We start from the raw sequence: 23,294 nt of genomic DNA on the forward strand, positions 1-23,294 counted from the left end.
TCTGTGGACAATAAAATGTATTCGTGCTTAAACCCCTTGACCGTTCCAACTATAATCCAATGATTCGATTTTCATTCCTGATTTCCCTATTGATCTGGGCAACAGGCACTTTTGCCCAAACGTCCCCGCCTGCTTCCCCTACGTCTCCGGCTTCGGTTACAGTCGCTCAGGATGGAAGTGGCAATTTTAAAACCATTCAGGAAGCCGTCAACAGCTTCCGGGATCATATGCAGGTACGGGTTACGCTCTATGTCAGGAACGGCGTGTATGCCGAAAAACTCGTTATTCCGTCCTGGAAACCCAATATCCACGTTATCGGCGAAAGTAAGGAAGGGGTCATTATTACAGGTGATGATTATTCAGGGAAAGACTATCCGGGCGGGAAGGATGCAACAGGGAAAGACAAATTCAGTACCTACACCTCTTACACGGTACTGGTCGATGCGCCCGATGTTATTCTGGAGAATCTGACCATTCGGAATACCGCTGGTCGGGTGGGGCAGGCGGTGGCGCTACATGTAGAAGGCGACCGGTTTGTGTGCAAAAATTGCATGCTGTTCGGCAATCAGGATACGTTGTACGCAGCCGCCGAAGGAAGCCGTCAGTACTACGAAAATTGCTTTATCGAAGGAACGACCGATTTTATTTTCGGAAAATCGATCTCCGTTTTCCAATCCTGCACCATCAAAAGCTTATCGGACTCGTTCATCACCGCTGCTGCTACGCCTGAGTACCAGCACTATGGGTTCATCTTTTTCGATTGCAAACTCATCGCCGATCCAGCCGCGAAAAAAGTATATCTGGGTCGCCCCTGGCGCCCGTATGCTAAAACGATTTTCATTCGAACCGAAATGGGCGACCATATTCTGCCCGTCGGTTGGGACAACTGGGGCAATGCGGCCAATGAAAAAACGGTGCTCTATGCCGAATACGGCAGTACCGGCGTTGGGGGAAATACATCGAATCGTATAGCCTGGTCGAAACAGCTAACCGCTAAAGAAGTCCGCCAATATACCGTGGCCAGTATCTTCTCCGAGAAATCACCCTGGCTACCGGAAAAGCAATGAGGAATGTAGAATCTGTTTACTATGTAGATAATAAGCTTGATGTGGGCGTTTTTGTCATGCTGATGAAGGAAGCATCTCAAGACTTCCTTGATAATGTGCTAGGACAAGTTGAGATGCTTCCTTCGTCAGCATGACAAAAAAGGCATCTAAATAAATAGTTCGAACAGATTCAGATTGCAGCTATAGGCATATGAAATCACAATTACTTTCTGGCATATTTTTTTTAGTCACACGTTTAGTCGTTGCGCAAACGAGCCCGACACCAACGCCTTATGTGTCGAAAGTTTGGGTAGCGGACTTAGGCAATGGGTCTTACAAAAACCCCGTTCTGGACGCCGATTATTCGGACCCCGATGCCTGCCGGGCGGGAGATGATTTCTATCTGGTCGCATCCAGTTTCGATGCCATTCCGGGTTTACCCATTCTTCATTCAAAAGACCTGGTGAACTGGACCATCATCGGTCATGCCCTGAAGCGTCAGCCCCCTTTCGATCATTTCGAGAAGACCCAGCACGGTAACGGGGTTTGGGCACCTGCTATTCGCTACCACAATAAGGAGTTCTACATCTATTACCCCGACCCCGATTTTGGCATCTACCTGACCAAAGCCACTAACCCGGCTGGCCCCTGGTCGGCACCGGTGCTGGTTGAAAGCGGCAAAGGACTGATCGACCCTTGCCCACTTTGGGATGACAATGGGCAGGTATATCTGGTACACGGCTGGGCGGGTAGCCGGGCCGGGATTAAAAGCATCATTACGGTAAAAAAGCTAAGTCCCGATGGCACAAAGGTGACGGACGAAGGTGCCATTGTGTACGACGGCCACGAAACCGACCCTACCATCGAAGGGCCGAAAATCTATAAACGGAACAGCTACTACTACATCTTTGCCCCGGCGGGTGGCGTACCTACGGGCTGGCAACTGGTGTTACGTTCGAAAAGTATTTATGGACCCTACGAACGGAAAGTCGTTATGGATCAGGGTAAAACGCCCATCAACGGGCCGCATCAGGGCGCGTGGGTCACGACAAATCCGGGCAAAGGGAAAGCCGCTGAAGACTGGTTTTTACATTTCCAGGATAAAGAAGCCTATGGCCGGGTGGTACATCTGCAACCGATGAAGTGGGTGTCCGACTGGCCAGTGATTGGTGTAGACCCCGATGGCGACGGCAAGGGCGAACCTGTGTTGAGTTATAAAAAACCGAACCACACCAGCGGAAAATCCTATCCGATTGCTACCCCCGCGGAATCGGATGAGTTTAACACGACAGCGCTGGGCTTGCAATGGCAGTGGCAGGCGAACCCGAAAGGCATTTGGCACACCACCAGTCGGCAGGGATTTCTGCGATTGTATTCCTACAAAACTCCGGAGGACACGAAAAATAACTGGGAGGTGCCAAACCTGCTGATGCAGAAATTTCCGACAGAAACCTTCATGGCCACCACAAAGGTCATCTTCAAGCCGAATCCGAAACAGGAAAATGAAAAGGCAGGCTTGATAATTATGGGGTTGAGCTATGCCAATCTGATGCTAAAAAGTAGCAAAGAGGGACTTGCTCTGGTCTACGGTGTTTGTAAGAAGGCATCGGAAGGAAAATCCGAAGAAGAGACAGTCATTACCCGTATCAATCCGGGCACCCCGGTTTACCTGCGCGTTGCTGTAACGAAAGGGGCGAAATGCCAGTTCAGCTACAGTTTAGACGGGCAGAATTTCACGAAAACAGGCGATAGTTTTCAAGCCGAAGTAGGTCGCTGGATCGGTGCCAAGATGGGCATTTTCTGCACTCGTACCACCCAGATCAACGATTCGGGTTATGCTGATTTCGACTGGTTCCGGGTAGAACCTGTGACAAGTGCTACACCTTAATACTTTACTAATGAGTAAGATAATAAAGCCATGCGCACTTACCCTATGGCTACTCTTTTGCCTAACTACGGCTTTTGCCCAACCCGCAGCCACCGTTGCTACAAATGCATCCTGGTCGGTTCGGATGGCCGATTCGGACATGATCCGAAATCCCAAAGGATGGATGCTCGACTTTTCCAAAGAGCCTCGCTGGGGGTATTGCAATGGGTTGGTGTGTAGCGCACTCGAACAGTTGTGGAAGAAATCGGGCGATGAAAAATACTACACGTATATCAAGGGCTATGCCGATGACCTGATTAATCCTGACGGCACGATAAAAACCTATACCCTTAACCAATACAACATCGACGCGGTTAACTCGGGCAAAATCCTCTTTGCCTTGTACGAAAAGACCCATGACCCAAAATACGAAAAAGCCATTCGATTACTACGTAGTCAGATGCTAACCCATCCGCGCACGAGCGAAGGCGGTTTCTGGCACAAAAAACATTATCCACACCAAATGTGGCTCGATGGATTGTACATGGCGTCACCGTTTTTAGCCCAGTATGCCCAGGTCTTCAACGAACCTGCCTTGTTCGCCGACGTAGCCAATCAAATTCAGCTCATCGACAGGCATAATAAAGACCCAAAAACCGGACTGTACTATCACGGCTGGGACGAAAGCAAAGAGCAGCGCTGGGCAGATAAGGAAACGGGAAAATCACCCCATGTTTGGGGACGTGGTATGGGTTGGTACGCCATGACCTTAGTAGACGTTCTGGATTATTTCCCCAACGACCATCCGCAACGAAAGCAGATTATAGCCATTACGAATCAACTGGCGCAAACATTAGCTACGTATCAGGATAAGCAAACAGGTCTTTGGTACCAGGTCATGGACGTAGGCAAACAGGACGGCAATTACCTGGAATCGTCGGGTTCAACGATGTTCGTTTATTTCCTGATCAAAGCCGCGAAGAAGGGCTATATTGACCAGAAATACGCAGACGTTGCCCGGAAGGGATACGACGGCATTCTAACGAATTTCATTAAAACTCAACCCACAGGCATCGTAACCATTACGGATGCCTGCGCGGGCGCTGGTCTGGGTGGCACGCCCTACCGCGATGGCTCCTATGAGTATTATTGTAAGGAAGCCAAACGGGATAACGACCCAAAATCCGTCGGCCCCTTCATCATGCTGGCGCTTGAGTTTGAGGGGCAGAAGTAAAGTAAGGCTGTGTAAGGTGGTGCTAGTGCCGCTTGACATGGTGTCAGATGTAAGTAACCGACATCATTTATTGCCTGGTGTGACCCCGATGGGGTCAGATGTTTATAGCAAATAAACTCTTCTATAAACATTTGACCCCATCGGGGTCACACAACGCAGGAATGAATAAAACTAATTCTGCATGATCACGTATTTGTACTAAACTACCGACTTAACGTTATTTACCCTACTGACCGTAATGAGGACAAAAGCAACCTACTGTCATTCAACTGATCTGCTTAGCTTTAACGCATGAAAAAGAACCTCACCACCAGCTTATTTTCCGCACTTTTTGTTCTTCTCTATTTACAGGGTGCTGCGCAACCCTCTCCCACTAGTTACCCATCCCGGCAGTTGTTGTTACGTGACGAGGGGCTTTCTAAATTGAATTACATTGACCTGGCCCACCCCGAAAAAAACTACTTTATCGCTATTCCGGCGGGTCGGGATCTGCAGCTGGTGGGGCAGGGGCGGGTGATGATCGGCACCGGTAAGGGGTATGAAGAGCGGGACATTAAAACGGGCAACAAAGTAGCCGAACTCACTACGTTCGATGGCACCATTGCCGCCCGACGCCTACGCAATGGTCATATATTGCTCGTAGGCCTGAACTGGCAGGGAAAGAAAGGCATCGTACTGCTGGAACTGGACCAGAACCAGGCCCTGCAACGAACCATCAATTACCCCGATTTTACCTATGTCCGACTGGTTCGGGAAACCGTCGACGGTAACTTTCTGATTACCTCCAATGATCAGGTGTTTGAGGGTAAACCCGATGGTACTATCGTGTGGCAGGCTCGGCTTACGAAACAGGACAAAGCGCAACACGCCTGGCAGGCCCAGCGACTGGGCAATGGTTCTACGCTGGTAAGTGGAGGCTATTCGGCCAACTTCCAGCGATTCGATAAAAAGGGCGTCTGGGTGGATAGTATCAGTGGCCCGCCCATTGTAAATCCCCATTTTTTTGCGGGGTTTCAGATACTGAAGAACGGGAATTGGGTCGTTGCGAACTGGCAGGGACACGGGCCTGAACACGGAGCCAGCGGTACACAGATACTGGAATACACGCCAGCAGGTAAACTGGTCTGGTCATGGAAGCAGGACCCTAAGCAGCAGTCGTCCATACAAGGTGTTTTGGTTCTGGATGGACTGGACCTGAACCGGCCGCACGTGGAGGACGCCCAGGGACGACTAGTGCCAAATTGAAAGAGCCCGATTTGGCAAAATCCCTAAACAATTCCCGGATTCCGTTAACCTTTTGAAACACTAGGCTATCCTTGTTACGAGTACTTATTGGGTCTGTCAATTTCCCCACGAAACGGGCGTTTTGAGCGACACTTCAGCCACTAGTCATTCTTTACAAGTCGGTAGTGAAAAAGTCTTCCTTTGGTTTCGTCGTAAAAACGTATCCGTATTCTGCTGTTTTGTATAAGGAGCGCTGATGATCAACAGGGTAATTTTGCCTCATCAAAAAAAGAAGAGGCAATGGCTAAGACAATATTTATAACGGGGGCATCCCGCGGATTTGGAAGAATTTGGGCAGAAGCTTTTTTGGAGCGGGGTGACCAGGTCGTGGTGACCTCAAGAAAGGAAAGCGGACTAAGCGAGCTGGTCGAGAAGTATGGCAGCGCGGTGCTGCCGCTTGAACTGGATATAACCAACCGGGCAGCCTGCTTTTCGGCACTGGAAAAGGCAAAATCTCATTTTGGCAGGGTGGATGTGGTGATCAATAATGCTGCGATGGGTGTCGTTGGCATGGTGGAAGAACTCGGCGAGCAGGAGTCGAGGGATATCATTGAAGCGAACCTGTTTGGTTCACTATGGATCACCCAGGCTGCTCTACCGATACTAAGAGCACAGGGCAGCGGCCATATTGTGCAACTATCCAGTGCGCTGGGCGTCTATACATTTCCTTCTGTGGGCATCTATAGCGCCAGTAAATTTGCGGTCGAAGGCTTCAGTGAAGCTCTTTACCTGGAAACCAAAGACATGGGTATTCATGTAACCATCGTCGAGCCAAATGGATTTGCTACCGACTTTACGGCATCAACGATTCAGAGTAAGCCCATTACAGCTTACGACCAGGTACGGACCGCGCTTTATTCAAATCCGGCCATGACCGAAAGCGATACCTACGGCGATCCGAACGCCACGGCGGCAGCTATTCTAAAGCTGGTCGATGCAACAAATCCTCCGCTACGCCTGTTCCTAGGCAAAAAAGCCCTCCCGCTGGCCAAAGCGATTTATCAGCATCGGCTGGCTAGCTGGGAAGAGTGGAACATGGTTTCTGTAGAAGCCCATGGCCTCTAAGAGCATCAACTAAGTGTTCGTTTATAACCGATCAGCCTGGGCACAGGCCTAGGCTGATCTTACCGTTTCATCCGATGCATTTCAAAAGCCTGAGTGATGTACATCGCTGCAATAATTATCCAGGGCCGGAAAATCCGCTACTGACGCTATTTACCTGTAACCCGTTGCGGAGCGTATTCAGCTATGAAGTGACAACGGATTTCTATATTATCGCCTTTAAACGACTTCGCTCCGGGGAGATCCGCTACGGCCGAACACGCTACGACCACGAGAGCGGATCGATGTATTTTTTGAAACCACAGCAAGCCATCCAACTAAAGGATATCGCCCTGGAAAGTGATGGCTTCGAGATATGGTTTCATGCCGATTACCTAAGCGGCCATCCGTTGCATACGGCCATTAAGAAGTACAGCTATTTCAACTACGAACTGAATGAGGCCCTTCATCTATCCCCAAAGGAGCAGCAGATTATCTGGGAGCTTTACCGGAAAATAGAGATCGAATATACGAACAACCAGGACGAGTTCACCCGGGACATTATTCTGGGCCATATTGAATCGATCCTCAACTACTCCCAGCGCTTTTATAAACGGCAGTTCCTAAACCGAACGATCGGCTCCGGAACAACAGCGACTAAGTTCAATACCATTTTGTCAGCGTACCTTGACCAAGGATTATTACAGGAAAAAGGATTGCCTACGGTAGCTTTTTTGGCGTCTGAGTTGCACATGTCGGCCCGGTACCTGAGCGATCTGCTAAAGCAGGAAACTGGAAAAACCGCCCTAGAGCTCATTCACATCGCTTTGGTCTCGGAGGCCAAGAATCTGCTCAATGGCGGAGATTATACCGTGGTAGAAACTGCCTATCGGCTTGGTTTTGACAACCCACCGTACTTCTCCCGCTTATTCAAGAAACAAACAGGGGTGAGCCCTAACCACTACAAAAAGCATTATTTGAATTGAGGATAAATCTCCGTGTAGCGTAGTTTGTACGCTATAGATTGAGTCGAACAGGTATTAAATTTATGTGAATAGAGTCCGGCTCATCAACAAAGGCTCAAAACGTAAGCTCGAAACTAGGGCTAGTTAAGGCAGCGCAAAGGCCATCATGTAGCCAGATGGATTTTCGGCACTCCCGCTCACCGACAACGCTACATATTGCTTGCCGTTAGCCTGGTAGGTACAGGCCGTCGCATTGGCTAGTCCTGGCAAGGTTGTTTTCCAGAGCAGCTTGCCCGTTTTCTTGTCGATAGCTCGCAGTTGATTGTCAGCCGTACCACTAATGAACAACAGGCCACCCGCCGTAACCACCGGCCCTGCTTTCCCCTCCTGTCCCGTCTCCGGTGCGCCGGGCTTTTGGCGGGCTGCGTCATTACCCAGGGGGATCTGCCAGGCGTACTCCCCAGTGGCCAGGTCAATCGCACTCAAGGTGCCCCAGGGGGGCGTGATGGCCGGGTTGCCACTAGGGTCTTTCCAGGTTTTGTAACCTGTGCTGTTGACGTACTGGTCATCCCGCGCGCTACGGCCAGGGGTGGCCAGTTGGCTGGCCGATAGCTGAACCTGCTCGACGGCCCCATGCATAGTCCCTTTCTTAATCGTGATCAGATCCGGCGCATTATTCGACTTTACGTAGAGTAGGTTACTGACCGCATCAAAGGCGGCTCCACCCCACTCACCGCCCCCACGCGTACCGGGAAACTGGATCGTCCCTTTTAAATCCGGCGGGGAATATAAGCCCGTGTAGCGCATGGACCGGAATTGCTTCACTAAAGAATCATGGTCGGCAGCCGAATAATTGGTCAAGTCCGCTTCGGTGACTAATTGACGGGCAAACGGGGCTGGCTTTAGGGGAACTGGTTGCGTTGGCGACGATACTTCGCCCGGTAGTTGCGACTGGGGAACTTTTCGTTCTTCAATGGGAAACAAGGACTCACCCGTTTCCCGGTTAAAGACAAACACGAAGCCTTGTTTGGTAATTTGGGCTACCGCGTCAATCGCTTTTCCATTTTTGGTAATCGTCACCAGGGCAGGCGGGGCGGGCAAATCGTAATCCCACATGTCGTGATGCACGGTTTGAAAATGCCAGATGTGTTTGCCGGTGGCCGCATTCAGGGCTACCACACAATTGGCGTACAGGTTGTTTCCTTTCCGTTCCGCGCCCCAGAAATCGTAGGAAGCCGAACCCAGGGCCACGAATACCATTCCCCGTTGGCTGTCGATGCTCAGGCCAGCCCAGTTATTGGCACCACCCACCACTTTGTAGGCGTCTTTGGGCCAGGTTTCATAGCCCGGCTCGCCGGGATAGGGAACGGTATGGAACGTCCACACTAATTTACCGCTTATGCAGTCGTAGGCCCGGATAAAACCGGGCTGTGAGCCGTAGGTATCCGGCGTTCGGCAACCAATGATGATCAAATTCTTGTAAATGCCACCGGGGGTAGTCAAGGAAACGTAAAACCCTTTCTTTGGATCATCGCGCAGCCCCACTTTCAAGTCCACTTTCCCGTTGTCTCCGAAGTGGGCAATGGGCTTGCCCGTTTTGGCATCCAGCGCATACAGGAAATTATTGGCCGACGTCAGGATACGCTTGTCGTCGCCGTTTTCCCAGTAGGTCAGTCCCCGGTTGACTTCGCCGGTGGTCTTGCCCTGAATCGGATTGAAGGACCAGACTTCTTTGCCGGTAGCGGCATCCAGGGCGTAGGCTCCCTGATTGGCGGAGGTGGCGTACATCACCCCATCGACCACGATGGGATTGCACTCGCTGGTGCCGGGGGGCGAACCGGCCGGCATGTCATGCATGCTGAACGTCCAGGCGGGCTTCAAACTGCTCACATTATCAACGGTCAGTTGGGTCAGGGGCGAGTAGTTTGCACTCTTCTCATTGCCTTTGTAGATCGACCAGCTCCGGTCGTTCTGCGCATGCACAGATCGGCTCGTGATGAGCCAGATGGAAACGGCTGCCAGGACCACTTGGGTCAGGCTACCAGGTCGTCGCTGTTTTTTCATTAGGTTTATAAATCGGTACAATCGATTGAGAAGTTGGCCAGTAAAGAATCTCCGAGAGAGCAAATAGTCAAGGTTCCCGGTTTTAATTCGTCGGTAATCAAGTGGCCTAGGTAGCCCTTATTTCTACTCTTTTTTGCTGATCAAATCAGGTTTAATTTCTAGCGCAATAGGCGATACCTCGATCAGTTCCAGCGACTTGACCATCTTTAGGGTTCCATTTTTGTAGTTTAAGAAGTGTGCTGTCTTCAGGTGTGCCTGATAAGCCTCCTCGCTGGCATACACTTCAAAAACCGTAACCTGGGTAGGATGTATTTTATCGTATACTGCCTGAAGAGCTAATACACCGGGTTCAACCTGAACGGCGATTTTGGCATGCTCGGCAAGGGCTGCCCGGTACGCGTCGAGATCGGTCGGGTAAATTTCGATCCTGGCAATCCTGACTTTCCGGTTATCGGCCTGGGCCGAAGCCGTCGTGTTGGTAAATAGGAGCATACTGACGAAAAGCAAACAGGTGATGAGTGAGGACTTTTTATTCATAGGACGTTGTTTTAAAGAGGTTAATGGGCTATTGACGTTATATAGCGTTACCAGTTGGTTTCGTTCATGGCTGTTTACCGCCAGGATAATTAGTTTCCCCGAGCGGTAACTACGCTAGTTAACACCTTTTTAGCCGTCTCCGCTTCTCGTTGACCAACGCTTTTTCCGATGATTGAAAAAGACTGGCTTAATTGTGCCTGGGTTAGTCCTACATTCATACCCATACCGATGTGGGCCTGTAATTGCGATTGGAGTCCCGGTAAACTGGCCAGTGCTGAAATGGTGATGAGTTCCCGTTGGGCATAGGTAAGAATATCCCGGCTGAAGATGTCGGCAAACAGGTGTTCTTTCAGAAACGTATCGATAATCGGAGCAAAACCGTTCACACCAACGGTAGGGCCTTTGTCGGGCAGTTTGGTGAGTGCTTCCAGCGTTTTCTTACCAGTTTCATACTTGTTTACCGTATTGGTTACTGGTGTAGCGTCCTTCCCACCAATGTCCACTTTACCAGCCGCTTTACGCTCGTCGAGCACCGCCATCAAGGTATTCAACCCGTTTAAACTTCGGGGAAAACCGCAGTAGGCGTAAAGTTGGACCAATGCTTCTTTTAGTTCATTGATGGTTAATCCAGCGTCCAGTCCTGTGTGTAAGGCCGGTTTTAGTTTTGTCAGATCACCGGTAGCCGTTAGGGCTGAGATGTTCACTAGACCTTGCTCTTTTACATCCAGTGTTTTAGGCGTATCGGTATTATTTTGGGCCTTTAAGGAGTTCATCGCTATGAATGATAACAGAAGTGTTAGAAAAAGGGAGATACGTAGTGGCTTCATGGTGTTTCTAGGCGAATCATTTGCCGTTGTTGTATTCCTGATCCGTTACTTTTTTGAGCCAGACCGCAATTCCCTTTTCCGAATTGGGAATGATCGAAATGTGACTCATCATGCTCTGTGGAGAAGCTCCATGCCAATGCTCGGTGTTCGGTGGGCATTTGACTACATCGCCTTTGTGCATAAGCTGAATGGGTTTGCCTTTTTCCTGATAATAGCCCGTACCGTCTGTAATCAACAGAAGTTGTCCGGCCGGATGGGAGTGCCAATTACTTCGGGCACCAACTTCGAACGTAACGCTGCCTACCACGCAGTTGTAGGTGGCATCGTCCGGCACTAATGAGTTGACCCATACCGTTCCCGTGAAGTTTTCAGCTGGGGCTTTATCACCTTTTGGGAAGATAACCGCCTGAACGGCCGAAGTTTTCTCCGTTGACTGGGAATGACCGCGCAGGTTGCCCAGGAGTAGTAAGGCGCTGAATAAAATGATCGATTTCATAACGTTTATATGAGTTGAGTATAGCGAAGCTCAATGCCTATTGAATACTATAGCCGCCATCGGCAACCAACGTATGCCCGACGATTAAGCTTGCGGCCTCGCTGCATAGAAAGACAACTACCGACGCAATTTCTTCCGGACGACCCAGGCGGCCAACCGGTACGGCTTGCAACATAGCATCCAGTGCTTCTTTTTGACCACTGGCAATCATTTTATCGGCCATGGACGTCTGTATCAGTCCCGGACAGACGGTGTTGATGCGAATACCGAGCGGGGCATACTCTAAGGCGGCACTTTTGGTCAGACCAATAACGCCATGTTTGGCCGCATGGTAGGTTCCTCGCTGGGCTCCTCCTAATATGCCACCAATCGAGGAGCAGTTAACAATGGCACCACTGCCCTGCTGACGCATGTGTTGCAGCTCATATTTCATACAGCTCCAGACACCACGTAGATTAATACCGGTAACCCGGTCAAAGTCTTCCCGAGTCTGATCAGCAGCACTGGCTAGTTCGTTTTGAACACCAGCGTTATTGAAGGCCGCGTCCAGCCGCCCGAATGTGGTTACTGCTTTCTGAATCATAGCCTCGACCTGACTATCGTCTGACACATCACAAACGATAGCCAGGGTGTTGTATCCCTGAGTAGCCAGTTGGTCAGCCGCAGCCCGAACGGCTTTCGCATCCCAATCAGCTAACGCTACCGACGCACCGGCCTGGGCAAATGCTTTGGCGGTTGCCAGGCCAATGCCGGAGCCCGCCCCCGTTACCAGCGCGACTTTGTCTTTCCAAGTATCCATTGCTGTAGTTTAGTTTATCAGCAGAAACAGCCGTGTTAAATCCGACTATTTTCGTTTCTCCTTTTGTATGACAAAGGTCTTACCCAGATCCGCATCCTTTTTATACAGGTTACGGATATACCTACCTATTTCACTGATTGGACTTGCCAGCTATGGCTGGCGTGCGAGAAGGCGTACTTTTGTATTCGTTAAAAACGAGCAAGCCGATGGATACCATTTTGAGACTAAATAGTGTCAGTGAGCATGATGCCTTTTACCAGCAGGAAAATTTGCATCCGCTGGTGAGTGTGATTGACTTTAGTGGCTGGGTACCCGGAATTTATGCATCCCGCATGAACTTCGGCTTTTATGCGGTGTACTTGAAGGATGTAAAATGCGGGGATATGAAGTATGGCCGGCACACTTATGATTACCAGGATCGGACGCTGGTCTTTGTGGCGCCGGGTCAGGTTATTAACGTGGATATTAATGCTGATTACAAACCACAGGGGTATGCCTTATTATTTCATCCTGACCTGATTCGCGGGACGTCACTGGGTAAGCATATTGATGAGTATACATTCTTCTCGTACCAAACCCGGGAAGCGTTGCACCTGTCAGAAAAGGAAAGACGGCTGGTGCTGGATTGTTTTGCCAAGATTCAGTACGAACTGGAACAGGGGACCGATAAGCACAGTAAAACCTTAATTGCGGCCAACATTGAGCTGTTTTTGAATTATTGCCGGCGTTTCTACGACCGTCAGTTTATCAGCAGAAACGATGCCAACCATGACACATTGGAACGGTTCGAAACGTTGTTGACGGCTTATTTAAACTCCGATAAACCGCAAACCGAGGGCTTACCCACGGTTAGTTACTGCGCTGATCAACTGAATTTATCGGCCAATTATTTTGGGGACTTAGTCAAAAAGGAAACGGGCAAAACCACGTTGGAATATATTCAGTTGAAAGTGATCGATATAGCGAAAGAAAAGCTACTGAGTCATGGTGCATCTGTCAGCGAGATAGCTTATGAACTAGGCTTTAAATATCCGCAACACTTCACCCGACTTTTTAAACAGCATGTAGGTCACACGCCCAAAGACTATCGGAATTCGCTGAATTGACTCTTCTTATAGGTAATTCGTAATGCCTCCGGGTAGCTAACGTTTCGTTTTTATATCCTTGCTTACCAGCTTTACTTAGGAAGTTTCAATAGTTCCAATGCGTTGTCACCGTGAGTGAAGAAATCTCAGCAAACCCTCCTACTTGAGACGATAGAATCTTCACTCGTCTGCTACAGGAAACGGGTGTTTTTCGAAAGGGTAATTTAAAGGTGGACTATTCAATAAAATAAGTTACCGATTACACATTTGTAAGGAGTTTAGTAGCCAGACTTAAGTAGTATTAGGAGATACCACAATCTTACTTAAACACTCCTGATATGTCTACACGTACTACTTCTCGAGCACTCGGTTGGTTAATTGGATTGTTGCTGCTTGTCTGCTGGAATTTGCAGGCCGAGGTTCGGCTTAAATTCACCGAGATCGATTCTATTCAGGCTACAAAGGCTTTTCGTGAACCAAATACAGCTATCGACCCTACCCCCATCAGCCTGACAGCTACCGCGGGGGTGCCCTTTAACTACAAGCTCCCGGCCCTACTGACTCAAGGTGCGATTTACTCCTCACCACAGCTACCGGGCAATGGATTGAGCATAGCTTACGTAACCTTACCCCCATCCATCGTGGGTACACCAAATACCACAGGTGTGATGAACCTGACTATCAATGCCAATCTAACTGTAAATGGTCAGCCAGAATCGGCCTGGGTGCCCATCACCCTCACCGTGATTCCACCCACCCCCATCAGCCTGACGGCCACCGCTGGGGTGCCGTTTCACTACGAGATACCGGTACTCGTGCTCGAAAATAATGCGAGCTACTCGTCTCCGGAGCTACCTGGCAATGGATTGAGCCTGTCGTATGTAACGTATCCCCCTTCTATCGTCGGCGCGCCAAACGCCACGGGTGTGATGAGCCTGACCATCAATTCAATCAGTCATTTCAATACTCAGGTGGAATCGGCCTGGGTACCCGTTACTATCACGGTCAATCCTCCTACCCCTATCAGCCTGACAGCCACCGCTGGAGTGCCGTTTCACTTCGAGATACCGGTCCTATTGCACGACAACAGCACCGGTTACTCTTCACCGCAGCTACCGGACAATGGATTGAGCCTGTCTTATGTAACTTACCCCCCTTCCCTTACCGGCACGCCCACCGCCACGGGCGTCATGAAGCTGACCGTCAACGCGCACAATAATGTGAATGGTCAGGAGGGATCCGCCTGGGTACCCATCATCATTACGGTCAACCCATCAGCGACTAGCTTCGCCATTACCGGCGTCAACCTGATTAGTTGCCAGACCATCTCGGCTACCCAACGACAACTCTCCTTCACCCCCCAATACGTGGGTACCACAGGACAGCCCATCCTTTTCACCGTCTATCAGCAGCTTCCCTTTACCACCCAACCAGGCCCCTATAGCCTCAATCTCGACACCAGCAATCCGCTCATTACCCTGATTGCCCAGCAGAACGGGGTTCTAAGCAGCTATAACTATCAGTGGCTGGCTGGCTGCAACACGACTACGCCCAACCGCCCGCCTACCACCCCGGGTATTCCCCCCCAGACGGCCCAGACAGGGCAAGCTTACCAACTCAGCTTAGCGAACTATGTTACGGATCCTGATGGAAACCCCTTAACCTATATCGTATCCGGTCTTCCCGCACCCCTGACCCGAACCGGGGTCATTATTAGCGGTACGCCCGCTAGCACGGGCAGTTTTCCGATCAGTGTAACGGCGGTTGATCCAAGTGGCTTGTTTGTCTCAACTACGTTCCAACTCACCGTGAACGGAACCACCCCACCGACTCAACATTTTACGTTGGTTGGTGTCACCACGACTGGGTGTCAGAACCTGGGGGGGAATCAGTGGCAGGTGACGTTTACTCCTCAGTATACAGGGCTGACGGGTGAGCAAATCGTGCTGGCCATGACCAATGGAATAATCACGACCCAGGCCGGTCCTTATAGACAGACCTTATCGACTGAACAGCCGTTGCTGACGCTGATTGCCCAACAGGGGAATACGACCTCGGCCTATAATTACTTCTGGCTGGTTGCCTGTACTGGGGGAGCTCGGCAGGCAGCCAGTGAAGTCGGCAATGGCTTACAGGTTAAGGTGTTTGGCAATCCAGTACAGAGTCAGCAGGTGGACGTAGAAATTAGCGGAGTTATCGGGCGTTGGGTAGAGGTGACGGTGCTGGACATTCAGGGTCGAAGCCAGCACCAGCAGCGGCTGGATTGGTCCACAGATCGGGAACGGATCAGCCTGCCTTTAAGCCAAGAAGTAGGTACACACCTGGTCCAGGTACGCACGGAGGGTCAAGTTCAGACGGTAAAGTTGATCAAGAGCCGATAAGATTTGTGTAGGAGGGAACAGACCCGCCAGAACAAAATTGGCGGGTCTGCTTTTGTTATGAAGTCTGCCTATCAACCTTCCTGTTTGTAAGTACAAGGTATTGGTTCTCAAACAACGCTCCTTTGGGAGACGAATGAGCGTTTATGTGTTTACTTCAAGAAATGGGTGTTTTTAGAGACAGTTAATCCAACCAAGCGTAAACTATTTCCTGTCATTCATTTATCGCCCGAGATCATCTTTTGCCGATGTAACTCGCCCCATTTGCGTAAGGATTCAATCACGTCATGTAGTGTTTGGCTATGAGCTGTTAACGTGTACGTCACCTTAGCGGGATAGGTGTCATATAGAGTTCGCTTGACCAACCCGTTTAACTCCAGATCCCGTAATTCTTTGGAGAGCATCCGATCCGTAATCCCCTGAACCTCTTTGGCGATTTCCCCAAACCGCTTCTCCCCGAAGGTAAGGGCCACAATAATCGGCAACTTCCACTTCCCATTTAATACATCCAGGGCATCCCGTATGGGGCGCAAAGTACGGCTACATTCCTCCGGTAATAAGTTTGTTGGCTCCATAGACTATCGTTTGGAATAAGCAGGTTGTTTGCCTTATTGGGCTTGTTGCTATACTTGAGTATAGTACTATACTCGAGTATACTACTTACTAAAGTATAGCAAATGTAGTAAATTTGTAGAAGCAAAGGGAACACAAGCATTGACCCTTCATAAACCAGGTAGTGATATGAGCATTCAACGAAATCTTGCCAAACTATATACACCCCAAGCCCAGCGGGGATTTTTAGGAGCGGGCCATCTTGCCAGCCCTCTCATTCAGGTTGCTTTTTCAGAGAGCGATCCGTTTATCGTCTTGATGGATGATCGGCTCGAAAAACGGGATGAACAGCCAGTCGGTGGACCACACCCCCACGCCGGTTTTGAAACGGTTTCCCTATTGCTGGAAGGCGAGATGGGCGATGAGGCTTACCGCATGAGTGGGGGCGATTTACAACTAATGACGGCCGGGAGTGGCGTGATTCATACCGAAACCATCGAGCGTGAAGCCAATATGCGTCTCTTGCAATTATGGTTGACGCTGCCCAAGAAAGACCGCTGGGCTACACCACGGGTGCAGGACATTCCCTTAAACCATGTGCCCAGAGTTACCAATGAGTCGGTGGATATCAAAGTCTACAGCGGCTCTTTGGCGGGTGTAACCTCGCCCGTTCAGAATTATACGCCCCTGATTCTGGCCGATATCTGGTTGGCACCCCATGCATCTACCGTACAATATATTCCTGCGCCCTACACCGCCTTTTTGTATGCGATTGAGGGTAGTGTGGAAGTTGGCGACGCGAAGAAACAGTTAATGCAGGATCAAGTGGGCTGGCTTGACCGATTCGCGGATGATGACGTCCTGAGTGAACTTAGATTAACGGCTGGTGAAACGGGAGGTCGCGTCATTCTTTATGCCGGCGAACGGCAGGGGGACGAAATTGTATCCCATGGACCCTTCATTGGCGATACGCAAGAGGACATTCGTCGGCTTTACCAGGATTATAGACAGGGTAAGCTGAACCATATTGCCACCCTTCCCCAAGGGCAACGTATTCACTACTAATCAGCTATGTGCTAATTGAAAGGCCTAGTTCGTAGGGATTATAACCAGAAATGACCGTTTCTGATTATAATCCCTGTTTTATAATTTCGCGTTAAACGCTCGTTATTGAGTTGCTGTAGCTAGTATCACAACGGCGGACCGTGCCGAAGCGGGACACAGGACAGATATTAAAGCGTATTCTCAACCTACTCTCCCATATGAGACGAAGGGAATTTCATGTATGCGCTTCTTAAATGGGGCGTTTTTAGAACAGCTATACACCTTATTTCTGCCCCTCTTTACGTCTAAAGTCCGTGAGGAGTCATTCCATTATAACGATACACTCCGAAAAAAATATCCAGCCAAAATACGTCCATTATTAGCTTCTAAAATCCCAAAAAGTTAGTGATTGCGTTATTTCAATTACAGTTACCACGAACCCCGCTATTGCTTATACATTGATTGTGCACTGATTTTATCGAGTAAAAAATACAGCATAATAATATACTTCGCCATCAGGGTCAGTGTATTTTGTTCCACCTTTTGGGAGGCTGTTCTGTATGATCAGGCTCTTACCGATAGAATCAGTATACTCATATGTAGGGTCAATCCATCTGGAAGTGGATGCGTCTTTGGTTTCGGACTTAATACTATTTTTTTACCTCCTGTTTGGTTTTGTCCACTGTAGATAAAAAAAACAACCGTTAAGAATAACGAATCTATGTAGTTCATAATTTACTTAGCAACCGCCTTGGCGAGGGGCACGTTTATAAATTAGTTTACTGGCTCGTTCTACATAGTCGCCCGATAGTATTGGATATGAATACTTGGGCGCGTGCGATACATTATGGCTTCTTATAATTATTTTGTCGTTAACGTTCAGGGTATGCAATTGCTGAAATTCATTGTTAACGTTCAATAAATTCCTGTCAGATTTCTCCGAGCCAAAACTAAGAATATAATCGTCGCCATTAATCCTGACCATCACTCCGAAACCTAATCGTGAGCCTGGCGGAAGAGAAAGAGAGGTTACAACAGCCTCCATATTGGTAAAAGCACTTATATGTTTCCTTACTTTAGCTTCACCGGCATACACTTTTTTACCTTCGGGAGACGCTTCCCATTTTTTGTACCTTATACCATCAGGGGTAGCCTCCCATTTTTTTAATGCAGCTTTCTTTTCAGCAGCAGAGAATGGCGTTGAGGTTGACTTTTTAGAAGCTTCATTTTTAATTTCACGATTAGCTAATACTAGTCCGCTTACCACAACCAGCGGTAAGATCAGCGCATACATAATTTTTTTCATGTTTTTTGCAGGTTTAATTAAAATAAGTCTATATCCTGATAAATCAGATCCGGTTAAGGCATTCTTTTTATTTTCAAGGATTTCAACCACTGCGGTGGTCCGCAAAGCTAAAAGTTCGTATTCTGTCGCCTGTTAATGGCCTGTAAAAGAATGTTAACGAAACGTAAAATCTTCTTCTACAGACTGCTATGGATTTTGGCCTCGAAGTAGTTGGATATACTGTACACTAATGTTGCCTATACAGCTGTCTTACAAAACGCTCCCATATGAGATGAAAATAACGTTGATACATCCTGCTTTATCTATCCATGTTCGGAACTCGATGAGATAGTAGTTTTCTAAAAAAAACGATCCTGCATGATAACTGTCCGTGTCTGCGTCTTAAATAGGGCGTTTACTTCGTAGTTCTGATAAAAACCCTTTTTTGCAGGTTTTACGTAAACTACGAAACGGTAGATTGACTGGGTTCATCCTACTTACTTATATGCTGGCGAAGTAATCCATTAGTCTGTGCCACCACAACCACTGACCCGCTACGTTCATCGTTAGGTGCAAAAGCAGAAAGAGCCCTAAAGCCAACGGGTACGATGGCTGTAGCCGACCCATTCGTCGATCGTCAAGCAGTAGCAGCAGTAATACCACTTCAATGGCGACGAAGCTACCATTCAATGTTTTAGCGAAACTGTCAAACCAAGGAATGAAAAATAATAGGCGTGTAATAGCGGGTGGCAGAATGATGAGTACAGTGCAAACCATATAGCGGGCATGGAGGGCTAATCGTTGCCCATTTCCTAAGCTCAACCCCAGAAACAAGGAAAATAGGACCAGGGAGGAAGCGTCGATGAACGAAAGCTGATAAACCGCTCCGGGCGGGTACTCATCGGCTGCCCTGAGCATCAGGTGCATCATCTTGACTCCTCCAATCAGCAGGGCAGGCACTAGCACAATCGTGCCGATCCAACCTAGTTTTCGATGCAAGGCCAATTGCCCACGTCGATACAAAATAGGTTGTAGAATGAGTAACCCCATCCATAATCCGGCGGAGGCTCCATGCAGATGATGATAGAGGTCAGTCTGCATGAGATGGGAAAAATAAGACCGGGAAAATCCCAGCCAGGTTATGATAACGGCCACCCCAAAATACCAGGGTGCATTGGGATATAGCAGAGTCTGTTTAACTGGAGTTGACTTGACGTGGTCTTGGTTAGGCTCTTTCAATTGAAGTAACTATCTATCGTGAGGCTTTTCTTAGAGTAAGATAGCCATTAAATCATTCCAAACTAGAGAGCATGAGTTGCCTGTGTAAAATTTGCGCTATTGGCATAAGCCGTATCCATAAAACTTGGCTTGATGGCTCAATACCAGACCAGATAGAAATAGATTATTAACGTATACACTCCCCTGCCCGTAAAAATGGGTCTGCTTTTCCTCAGCATGTTGTTTTGTACGTTGGAAAGTAAACGATGAAAACAGTCAGCTCAAAAGACGGCTGCGCACCCTGTTCTCGCTAAACATTTGTTTAGTGATCCACAGCTAAAGGCAAGCGGTTAAGAGCTGGCTTGCTCCTACTGTAACTATATGCCCTTTCAACTACAACATGGCGACTTTTGGCTACATCCGTTTTTGTAGTACGGCAGAACTTTGCATCAACAAAAAACGCAAATCATGAACTTAACAAATAACACAATCCTGATTACAGGCGGAACGGGTGGGTTCGGAGTTGAATTTGCCTCAAAACTAATGGCACTGGGCAATACCGTCATTATCACCGGACGAAACGCTCAAAAACTACAGGAAGTAGCCCAAAAACTGCCTGGGGTACATACCATACAGAGCGATGTGAGTTTAGTAGAAAACATTAGTACCCTGTATAACCGAGTGACCAGGGAATTTCCGGACCTCAATATCATCATCAACAATGCGGGCGAAATGCGAAAAATCAGCTTACATCATCAGCATACCCTGACGGATATTACCCGAGAAATTGACATTAATCTAATGGGCCCTATCCGGATGGTGCAACAGTTCCTGCCGCATCTCAAAACAAAAAAAACGGCTGCTATCCTCAATGTTACGTCGGGCATTGCGCTGATGCCTTTTCCAATATCCCCCATTTATAGTGCCAGTAAGTCGGGGCTTCGGGCGTATACACAAGCGTTACGGGTACAACTAAAAAATACCAACATCAAGGTTATTGAGCTTGTCGCTCCCGGTTCGTCCACCGCCCTAAACGACAAATTTCGAAACGAAGACGGCTTTAGTGAGAGTGCCTTGATGGCTCCTGACAAAATAGTCGATGCCGCCATCAAGGGAATGCAACATGATAAGAATGAGATTTATCCCGGTCTTGCCAAATTAATGCGGGTTCTGAGCCGGGTGGCTCCCAACTTTATCATTTCGCAATCGGCTAAAATGGGCGCATCATTTATGTATGGTAAGCAGGAACACGAATAATAGGAACAATTCACGGCTTATCGTACGCATCCCGCTATTGGGTCAGACCCTGAAATTCAAACGAGTTCATCCAGTAAACCACAACTAAATTTATGAAAATCATTAGTATCCTACTCCTGTTCATTTCATCGTTTTTAAGCCTCAAGCATGGTTGGGATGCTTTTCAACCCGCTACTGCCGAACAAACAAAAATGATGGCAGACCTAGGCATCACCGAAACCGTGAAACCGTTCTTTGGTGTATTTTCAATCATCATTGGGTTGATGATTTTGTTTCCCCAGACATTTTTTATCGGAAACCTACTCAATGCAATCACCATTCTATTGATCATGGCTTTATCCTTACGAGCAGGAACGGTCAGTACGGCTTTACTGGAAATTCCTTTTCTTGCCTTGCCGTTACTCCTGATTTGGTTAACGTATCCCTTCAAGAATTAACCGTATGGCCATGGATAATAAAAAACCATTCAGAATTAAATCAATAGCAGAAATACATCGGTTGATGAATCTGCCGAAACCACAGCACCCGCTCATCGGTATTATTGATCTGAAATGGCTTAAAAATGACCCCAACATTAATTCCGTTATTTCTGATTTTTATGTTGTGTCCTTAAAAAGGGGCTGCGACAAATTATTTTATGGTCAGCAGAAATACGATTTCGATGAAGGGCTAATGGCCTTTATCTCGCCAGGGCAAATTTTGCGTGGAGAAGAGAGCGGTGTACCGCACCATCTGGAAGGCTGGATGCTGTTCATCCATCCCGATTTTTTATGGAATACGTCACTGGCTAAAAAAATCAAGCAATACGAATACTTTGGGTATTCGACCAACGAAGCCCTGTTTCTTTCCGACAAGGAGGAAACGATCATCAACGGCATACTTGATAATATCAGGCTGGAATACCATGCCAACCTGGATAAATTTAGCCAAGATGTGATTATTGCTCAATTGGAGGTGTTATTTACGTATGCCCAGCGGTTTTATGAACGTCAATTCATTACCCGAAAAATCACCAACAGCAAACTACTAGACCGGTTAGAAGCTGAACTAACCCGTTACTTTGCTAGTGAGGATTTGCTGGCAAAAGGACTGCCTACTGTTCAATACATGGCGGATACACTCCATGTTACCACCAAATACTTAAGCAGTTTACTGAAACAGCTCACGGGGCAAACCACGCAACAGCTTATTCACGAAAAATTGATTGACAAAGCGAAAGAAAGACTGTCGACAACTGAATTGTCTGTTGGCGAAATTGCCTACGAACTAGGCTTTGAGCACTCGCAATCATTTAATAAACTGTTCAAATCGAAGACGAATCTGTCGCCTTTAGCATTTAGGCGGTCGTTCAATTAATCACGATCACTGACTTCCCCATGACTTTACCCCGACGAGACTCCCGGTAGGCTTCTCGGATATTGGCCAGAGAATAGGTCTTATTCAGCACGATCTGCAGATCATGTTCAGCCAGATGCGCTAACGTATTGAGCCCGTCGACGGTGGGCTTTACGATCAAAACCTTGAGTTTTTGCCCGGAAAATAGATTGTTAATGGCTGAGTAAAGAAGCGTCAACGGCGACGGAAGCGTACTGACAAAGACAGCTCTCGATTTCATTAGCGGCCTGGCATCGGTAAAGGAAAGCTTGGTCGATAGATCAATAACAGTATCGAACCGTTGAGCCAGATCCCGGATAGGCTGCCTGGTGTAATCGACTACGTTATCAGCGCCCCACTTGGTTACTTCAGCAACGCCCTGTGTGCTGACAACTGCCGTCACCCTGGCACCGCGTTTTTTGGCTAGTTGCACAGCAAATAGGCCAACCCCACCGCTAGCTCCGTTAATCAATACGTCCTGGTTAGGGCCTACTGCGGCCAATTGATCAATAATTTGCAGGGCCGACAGTCCGGTTAGGGGTAAGGCGGCTGCCTGCTCAAACGAGAGGTTGGCCGGTTTTGGGGCAATATCAGTCTCCTTAACAACAATGTAATCGGCCAGGGCTCCGCCTTTGAATACGTCCAGTACGCCAATGACCGCGTCACCAGTCTTAAAGCGGCTCACGGCGCTGCCCACTTGGTCGACACTACCCGAGAAATCGATGCCCACCGATTTAGGAAAGCCAGTGCCCGACATCAACTTCATGTCTCCACCATATACTTTCCAATCCAACGGGTTAATCGAAACCGCTTTTACCCGGATCAGCAGTTGATCGTTCTGAATACTGGGCACCGCTTGCTCGACTATCTCCAGCACGCTTTCGTCGCCAAACTGATTATACATTACTTTTCTCATGATTGCCGTGTGTTTTAGTTTCTAC

At 48.4% G+C, this 23,294-nt stretch carries 21 protein-coding genes; 12 read left to right on the forward strand and 9 right to left on the reverse strand.

Annotation, left to right across the window (positions count from 1 at the left end; translation table 11 throughout):
* The first annotated feature begins 59 nt into the window (after positions 1 to 59).
* From ACYVGO_RS09970 to ACYVGO_RS09995, 6 genes are all read left to right on the forward strand, one after another.
* Positions 60 to 1,067, forward strand: coding sequence for a pectinesterase family protein (locus tag ACYVGO_RS09970; protein ID WP_460969123.1), 1,008 nt, complete (start codon positions 60 to 62; stop codon positions 1,065 to 1,067).
* 190 nt (positions 1,068 to 1,257) lie between these two features.
* Positions 1,258 to 2,934, forward strand: coding sequence for a glycoside hydrolase family 43 protein (locus ACYVGO_RS09975; RefSeq protein ID WP_460969124.1), 1,677 nt, complete (start codon positions 1,258 to 1,260; stop codon positions 2,932 to 2,934).
* 10 nt (positions 2,935 to 2,944) lie between these two features.
* Complete coding sequence (locus ACYVGO_RS09980) at positions 2,945 to 4,147, forward strand: glycoside hydrolase family 88/105 protein (RefSeq protein ID WP_460969125.1); 1,203 nt, start codon at positions 2,945 to 2,947, stop codon at positions 4,145 to 4,147.
* A 291-nt stretch (positions 4,148 to 4,438) separates the two neighbouring features.
* Positions 4,439 to 5,392 carry a hypothetical protein gene (locus ACYVGO_RS09985; RefSeq protein ID WP_460969126.1) on the forward strand — a complete coding sequence of 318 codons (954 nt, stop codon included), beginning with the start codon at positions 4,439 to 4,441 and terminating at the stop codon, positions 5,390 to 5,392.
* Between the two features lie 279 nt (positions 5,393 to 5,671).
* Positions 5,672 to 6,496 (forward strand): SDR family NAD(P)-dependent oxidoreductase, encoded by an 825-nt coding sequence (locus ACYVGO_RS09990; protein WP_460969127.1) that lies wholly within the window; start codon positions 5,672 to 5,674, stop codon positions 6,494 to 6,496.
* A 74-nt stretch (positions 6,497 to 6,570) separates the two neighbouring features.
* Positions 6,571 to 7,458 (forward strand): helix-turn-helix domain-containing protein, encoded by an 888-nt coding sequence (locus ACYVGO_RS09995; RefSeq protein WP_142772941.1) that lies wholly within the window; start codon positions 6,571 to 6,573, stop codon positions 7,456 to 7,458.
* Positions 7,459 to 7,581: 123 nt separating this feature from the next.
* On the opposite strand, the gene ACYVGO_RS10000 is transcribed toward ACYVGO_RS09995, so the two are convergent.
* The 5 genes from ACYVGO_RS10000 to ACYVGO_RS10020 form a co-directional block, all read right to left on the reverse strand.
* A complete protein-coding gene (locus tag ACYVGO_RS10000; protein WP_460969128.1) occupies positions 7,582 to 9,501 on the reverse strand; it encodes a pyrroloquinoline quinone-dependent dehydrogenase in 1,920 nt (639 codons plus the stop codon).
* 123 nt (positions 9,502 to 9,624) lie between these two features.
* Positions 9,625 to 10,038, reverse strand: coding sequence for a putative quinol monooxygenase (locus ACYVGO_RS10005; RefSeq protein ID WP_460969129.1), 414 nt, complete (start codon positions 10,036 to 10,038; stop codon positions 9,625 to 9,627).
* Between the two features lie 89 nt (positions 10,039 to 10,127).
* Entirely contained in the window at positions 10,128 to 10,811 is a 684-nt protein-coding gene (locus ACYVGO_RS10010) for a carboxymuconolactone decarboxylase family protein (RefSeq protein WP_460969130.1), read from the reverse strand.
* A 70-nt stretch (positions 10,812 to 10,881) separates the two neighbouring features.
* Positions 10,882 to 11,361: a (R)-mandelonitrile lyase gene (locus ACYVGO_RS10015; protein WP_460969131.1), complete on the reverse strand. Its 480-nt coding sequence runs from the start codon at positions 11,359 to 11,361 to the stop codon at positions 10,882 to 10,884.
* A gap of 37 nt (positions 11,362 to 11,398) precedes the next feature.
* Positions 11,399 to 12,160 (reverse strand): SDR family NAD(P)-dependent oxidoreductase, encoded by a 762-nt coding sequence (locus ACYVGO_RS10020; protein ID WP_460969132.1) that lies wholly within the window; start codon positions 12,158 to 12,160, stop codon positions 11,399 to 11,401.
* Between the two features lie 206 nt (positions 12,161 to 12,366).
* Here ACYVGO_RS10020 and ACYVGO_RS10025 point away from each other — a divergent pair, with 206 nt between their 5' ends.
* Together ACYVGO_RS10025 and ACYVGO_RS10030 are read left to right on the forward strand one after the other, a co-directional pair.
* Positions 12,367 to 13,266 carry a helix-turn-helix domain-containing protein gene (locus ACYVGO_RS10025; protein ID WP_460969133.1) on the forward strand — a complete coding sequence of 300 codons (900 nt, stop codon included), beginning with the start codon at positions 12,367 to 12,369 and terminating at the stop codon, positions 13,264 to 13,266.
* Positions 13,267 to 13,583: 317 nt separating this feature from the next.
* Positions 13,584 to 15,626, forward strand: coding sequence for a hypothetical protein (locus ACYVGO_RS10030; protein WP_460969135.1), 2,043 nt, complete (start codon positions 13,584 to 13,586; stop codon positions 15,624 to 15,626).
* 215 nt (positions 15,627 to 15,841) lie between these two features.
* On the opposite strand, the gene ACYVGO_RS10035 is transcribed toward ACYVGO_RS10030, so the two are convergent.
* A complete protein-coding gene (locus tag ACYVGO_RS10035; protein WP_142775543.1) occupies positions 15,842 to 16,198 on the reverse strand; it encodes a winged helix-turn-helix transcriptional regulator in 357 nt (118 codons plus the stop codon).
* A 166-nt stretch (positions 16,199 to 16,364) separates the two neighbouring features.
* On the opposite strand from ACYVGO_RS10035, the gene ACYVGO_RS10040 reads away from it, so the two are divergent.
* Positions 16,365 to 17,240, forward strand: a complete 876-nt coding sequence (locus ACYVGO_RS10040) for a pirin family protein (protein WP_460969136.1) — start codon at positions 16,365 to 16,367, stop codon at positions 17,238 to 17,240.
* A gap of 718 nt (positions 17,241 to 17,958) precedes the next feature.
* Here ACYVGO_RS10040 and ACYVGO_RS10045 read toward each other — a convergent pair.
* Together ACYVGO_RS10045 and ACYVGO_RS10050 are read right to left on the reverse strand one after the other, a co-directional pair.
* The gene (locus tag ACYVGO_RS10045) at positions 17,959 to 18,630 is read right to left on the reverse strand and encodes a hypothetical protein (RefSeq protein ID WP_460969137.1); all 672 of its coding nucleotides are present in this window, start codon (positions 18,628 to 18,630) and stop codon (positions 17,959 to 17,961) included.
* A 375-nt stretch (positions 18,631 to 19,005) separates the two neighbouring features.
* Positions 19,006 to 19,605 carry a hypothetical protein gene (locus ACYVGO_RS10050; protein ID WP_142775545.1) on the reverse strand — a complete coding sequence of 200 codons (600 nt, stop codon included), beginning with the start codon at positions 19,603 to 19,605 and terminating at the stop codon, positions 19,006 to 19,008.
* Positions 19,606 to 20,190: 585 nt separating this feature from the next.
* Between ACYVGO_RS10050 and ACYVGO_RS10055 the strand changes: the two genes are divergently transcribed.
* The 3 genes from ACYVGO_RS10055 (at position 20,191) to ACYVGO_RS10065 (ending at position 22,335) form a co-directional block, all read left to right on the forward strand.
* On the forward strand, positions 20,191 to 20,979 hold the full coding sequence (locus tag ACYVGO_RS10055; protein ID WP_460969138.1) for an SDR family oxidoreductase: 789 nt from the start codon (positions 20,191 to 20,193) through the stop codon (positions 20,977 to 20,979).
* Positions 20,980 to 21,071: 92 nt separating this feature from the next.
* Complete coding sequence (locus ACYVGO_RS10060; RefSeq protein ID WP_460969139.1) at positions 21,072 to 21,416, forward strand: hypothetical protein; 345 nt, start codon at positions 21,072 to 21,074, stop codon at positions 21,414 to 21,416.
* Between the two features lie 10 nt (positions 21,417 to 21,426).
* Positions 21,427 to 22,335, forward strand: coding sequence for a helix-turn-helix domain-containing protein (locus ACYVGO_RS10065; protein WP_460969140.1), 909 nt, complete (start codon positions 21,427 to 21,429; stop codon positions 22,333 to 22,335).
* Here ACYVGO_RS10065 and ACYVGO_RS10070 read toward each other — a convergent pair.
* Positions 22,328 to 23,269 (reverse strand): NAD(P)-dependent alcohol dehydrogenase, encoded by a 942-nt coding sequence (locus tag ACYVGO_RS10070; protein ID WP_460969141.1) that lies wholly within the window; start codon positions 23,267 to 23,269, stop codon positions 22,328 to 22,330. The two genes, ACYVGO_RS10065 and ACYVGO_RS10070, sit on opposite strands and share 8 nt — an antisense overlap.
* Between the last annotated feature and the right edge of the window lie 25 nt (positions 23,270 to 23,294).

It is taken from the genome of Spirosoma migulaei, assembly GCF_054776855.1.

What these genes read in the sequence shown, in the direction of transcription:
- ACYVGO_RS09970 (WP_460969123.1), top strand. Translation starts at nt 60, where the DNA reads ATGATTCGATTTTCATTCCTGATTTCCCTATTGATCTGGGCAACAGGC.
- ACYVGO_RS09975 (WP_460969124.1), top strand. Translation starts at nt 1,258, where the DNA reads ATGAAATCACAATTACTTTCTGGCATATTTTTTTTAGTCACACGTTTA.
- ACYVGO_RS09980 (WP_460969125.1), top strand. Translation starts at nt 2,945, where the DNA reads ATGAGTAAGATAATAAAGCCATGCGCACTTACCCTATGGCTACTCTTT.
- ACYVGO_RS09985 (WP_460969126.1), top strand. Translation starts at nt 4,439, where the DNA reads ATGAAAAAGAACCTCACCACCAGCTTATTTTCCGCACTTTTTGTTCTT.
- ACYVGO_RS09990 (WP_460969127.1), top strand. Translation starts at nt 5,672, where the DNA reads ATGGCTAAGACAATATTTATAACGGGGGCATCCCGCGGATTTGGAAGA.
- ACYVGO_RS09995 (WP_142772941.1), top strand. Translation starts at nt 6,571, where the DNA reads ATGCATTTCAAAAGCCTGAGTGATGTACATCGCTGCAATAATTATCCA.
- ACYVGO_RS10000 (WP_460969128.1), bottom strand. Translation starts at nt 9,501, where the DNA reads ATGAAAAAACAGCGACGACCTGGTAGCCTGACCCAAGTGGTCCTGGCA.
- ACYVGO_RS10005 (WP_460969129.1), bottom strand. Translation starts at nt 10,038, where the DNA reads ATGAATAAAAAGTCCTCACTCATCACCTGTTTGCTTTTCGTCAGTATG.
- ACYVGO_RS10010 (WP_460969130.1), bottom strand. Translation starts at nt 10,811, where the DNA reads ATGAACTCCTTAAAGGCCCAAAATAATACCGATACGCCTAAAACACTG.
- ACYVGO_RS10015 (WP_460969131.1), bottom strand. Translation starts at nt 11,361, where the DNA reads ATGAAATCGATCATTTTATTCAGCGCCTTACTACTCCTGGGCAACCTG.
- ACYVGO_RS10020 (WP_460969132.1), bottom strand. Translation starts at nt 12,160, where the DNA reads ATGGATACTTGGAAAGACAAAGTCGCGCTGGTAACGGGGGCGGGCTCC.
- ACYVGO_RS10025 (WP_460969133.1), top strand. Translation starts at nt 12,367, where the DNA reads ATGGATACCATTTTGAGACTAAATAGTGTCAGTGAGCATGATGCCTTT.
- ACYVGO_RS10030 (WP_460969135.1), top strand. Translation starts at nt 13,584, where the DNA reads ATGTCTACACGTACTACTTCTCGAGCACTCGGTTGGTTAATTGGATTG.
- ACYVGO_RS10035 (WP_142775543.1), bottom strand. Translation starts at nt 16,198, where the DNA reads ATGGAGCCAACAAACTTATTACCGGAGGAATGTAGCCGTACTTTGCGC.
- ACYVGO_RS10040 (WP_460969136.1), top strand. Translation starts at nt 16,365, where the DNA reads ATGAGCATTCAACGAAATCTTGCCAAACTATATACACCCCAAGCCCAG.
- ACYVGO_RS10050 (WP_142775545.1), bottom strand. Translation starts at nt 19,605, where the DNA reads ATGCAGACTGACCTCTATCATCATCTGCATGGAGCCTCCGCCGGATTA.
- ACYVGO_RS10055 (WP_460969138.1), top strand. Translation starts at nt 20,191, where the DNA reads ATGAACTTAACAAATAACACAATCCTGATTACAGGCGGAACGGGTGGG.
- ACYVGO_RS10060 (WP_460969139.1), top strand. Translation starts at nt 21,072, where the DNA reads ATGAAAATCATTAGTATCCTACTCCTGTTCATTTCATCGTTTTTAAGC.
- ACYVGO_RS10065 (WP_460969140.1), top strand. Translation starts at nt 21,427, where the DNA reads ATGGATAATAAAAAACCATTCAGAATTAAATCAATAGCAGAAATACAT.
- ACYVGO_RS10070 (WP_460969141.1), bottom strand. Translation starts at nt 23,269, where the DNA reads ATGAGAAAAGTAATGTATAATCAGTTTGGCGACGAAAGCGTGCTGGAG.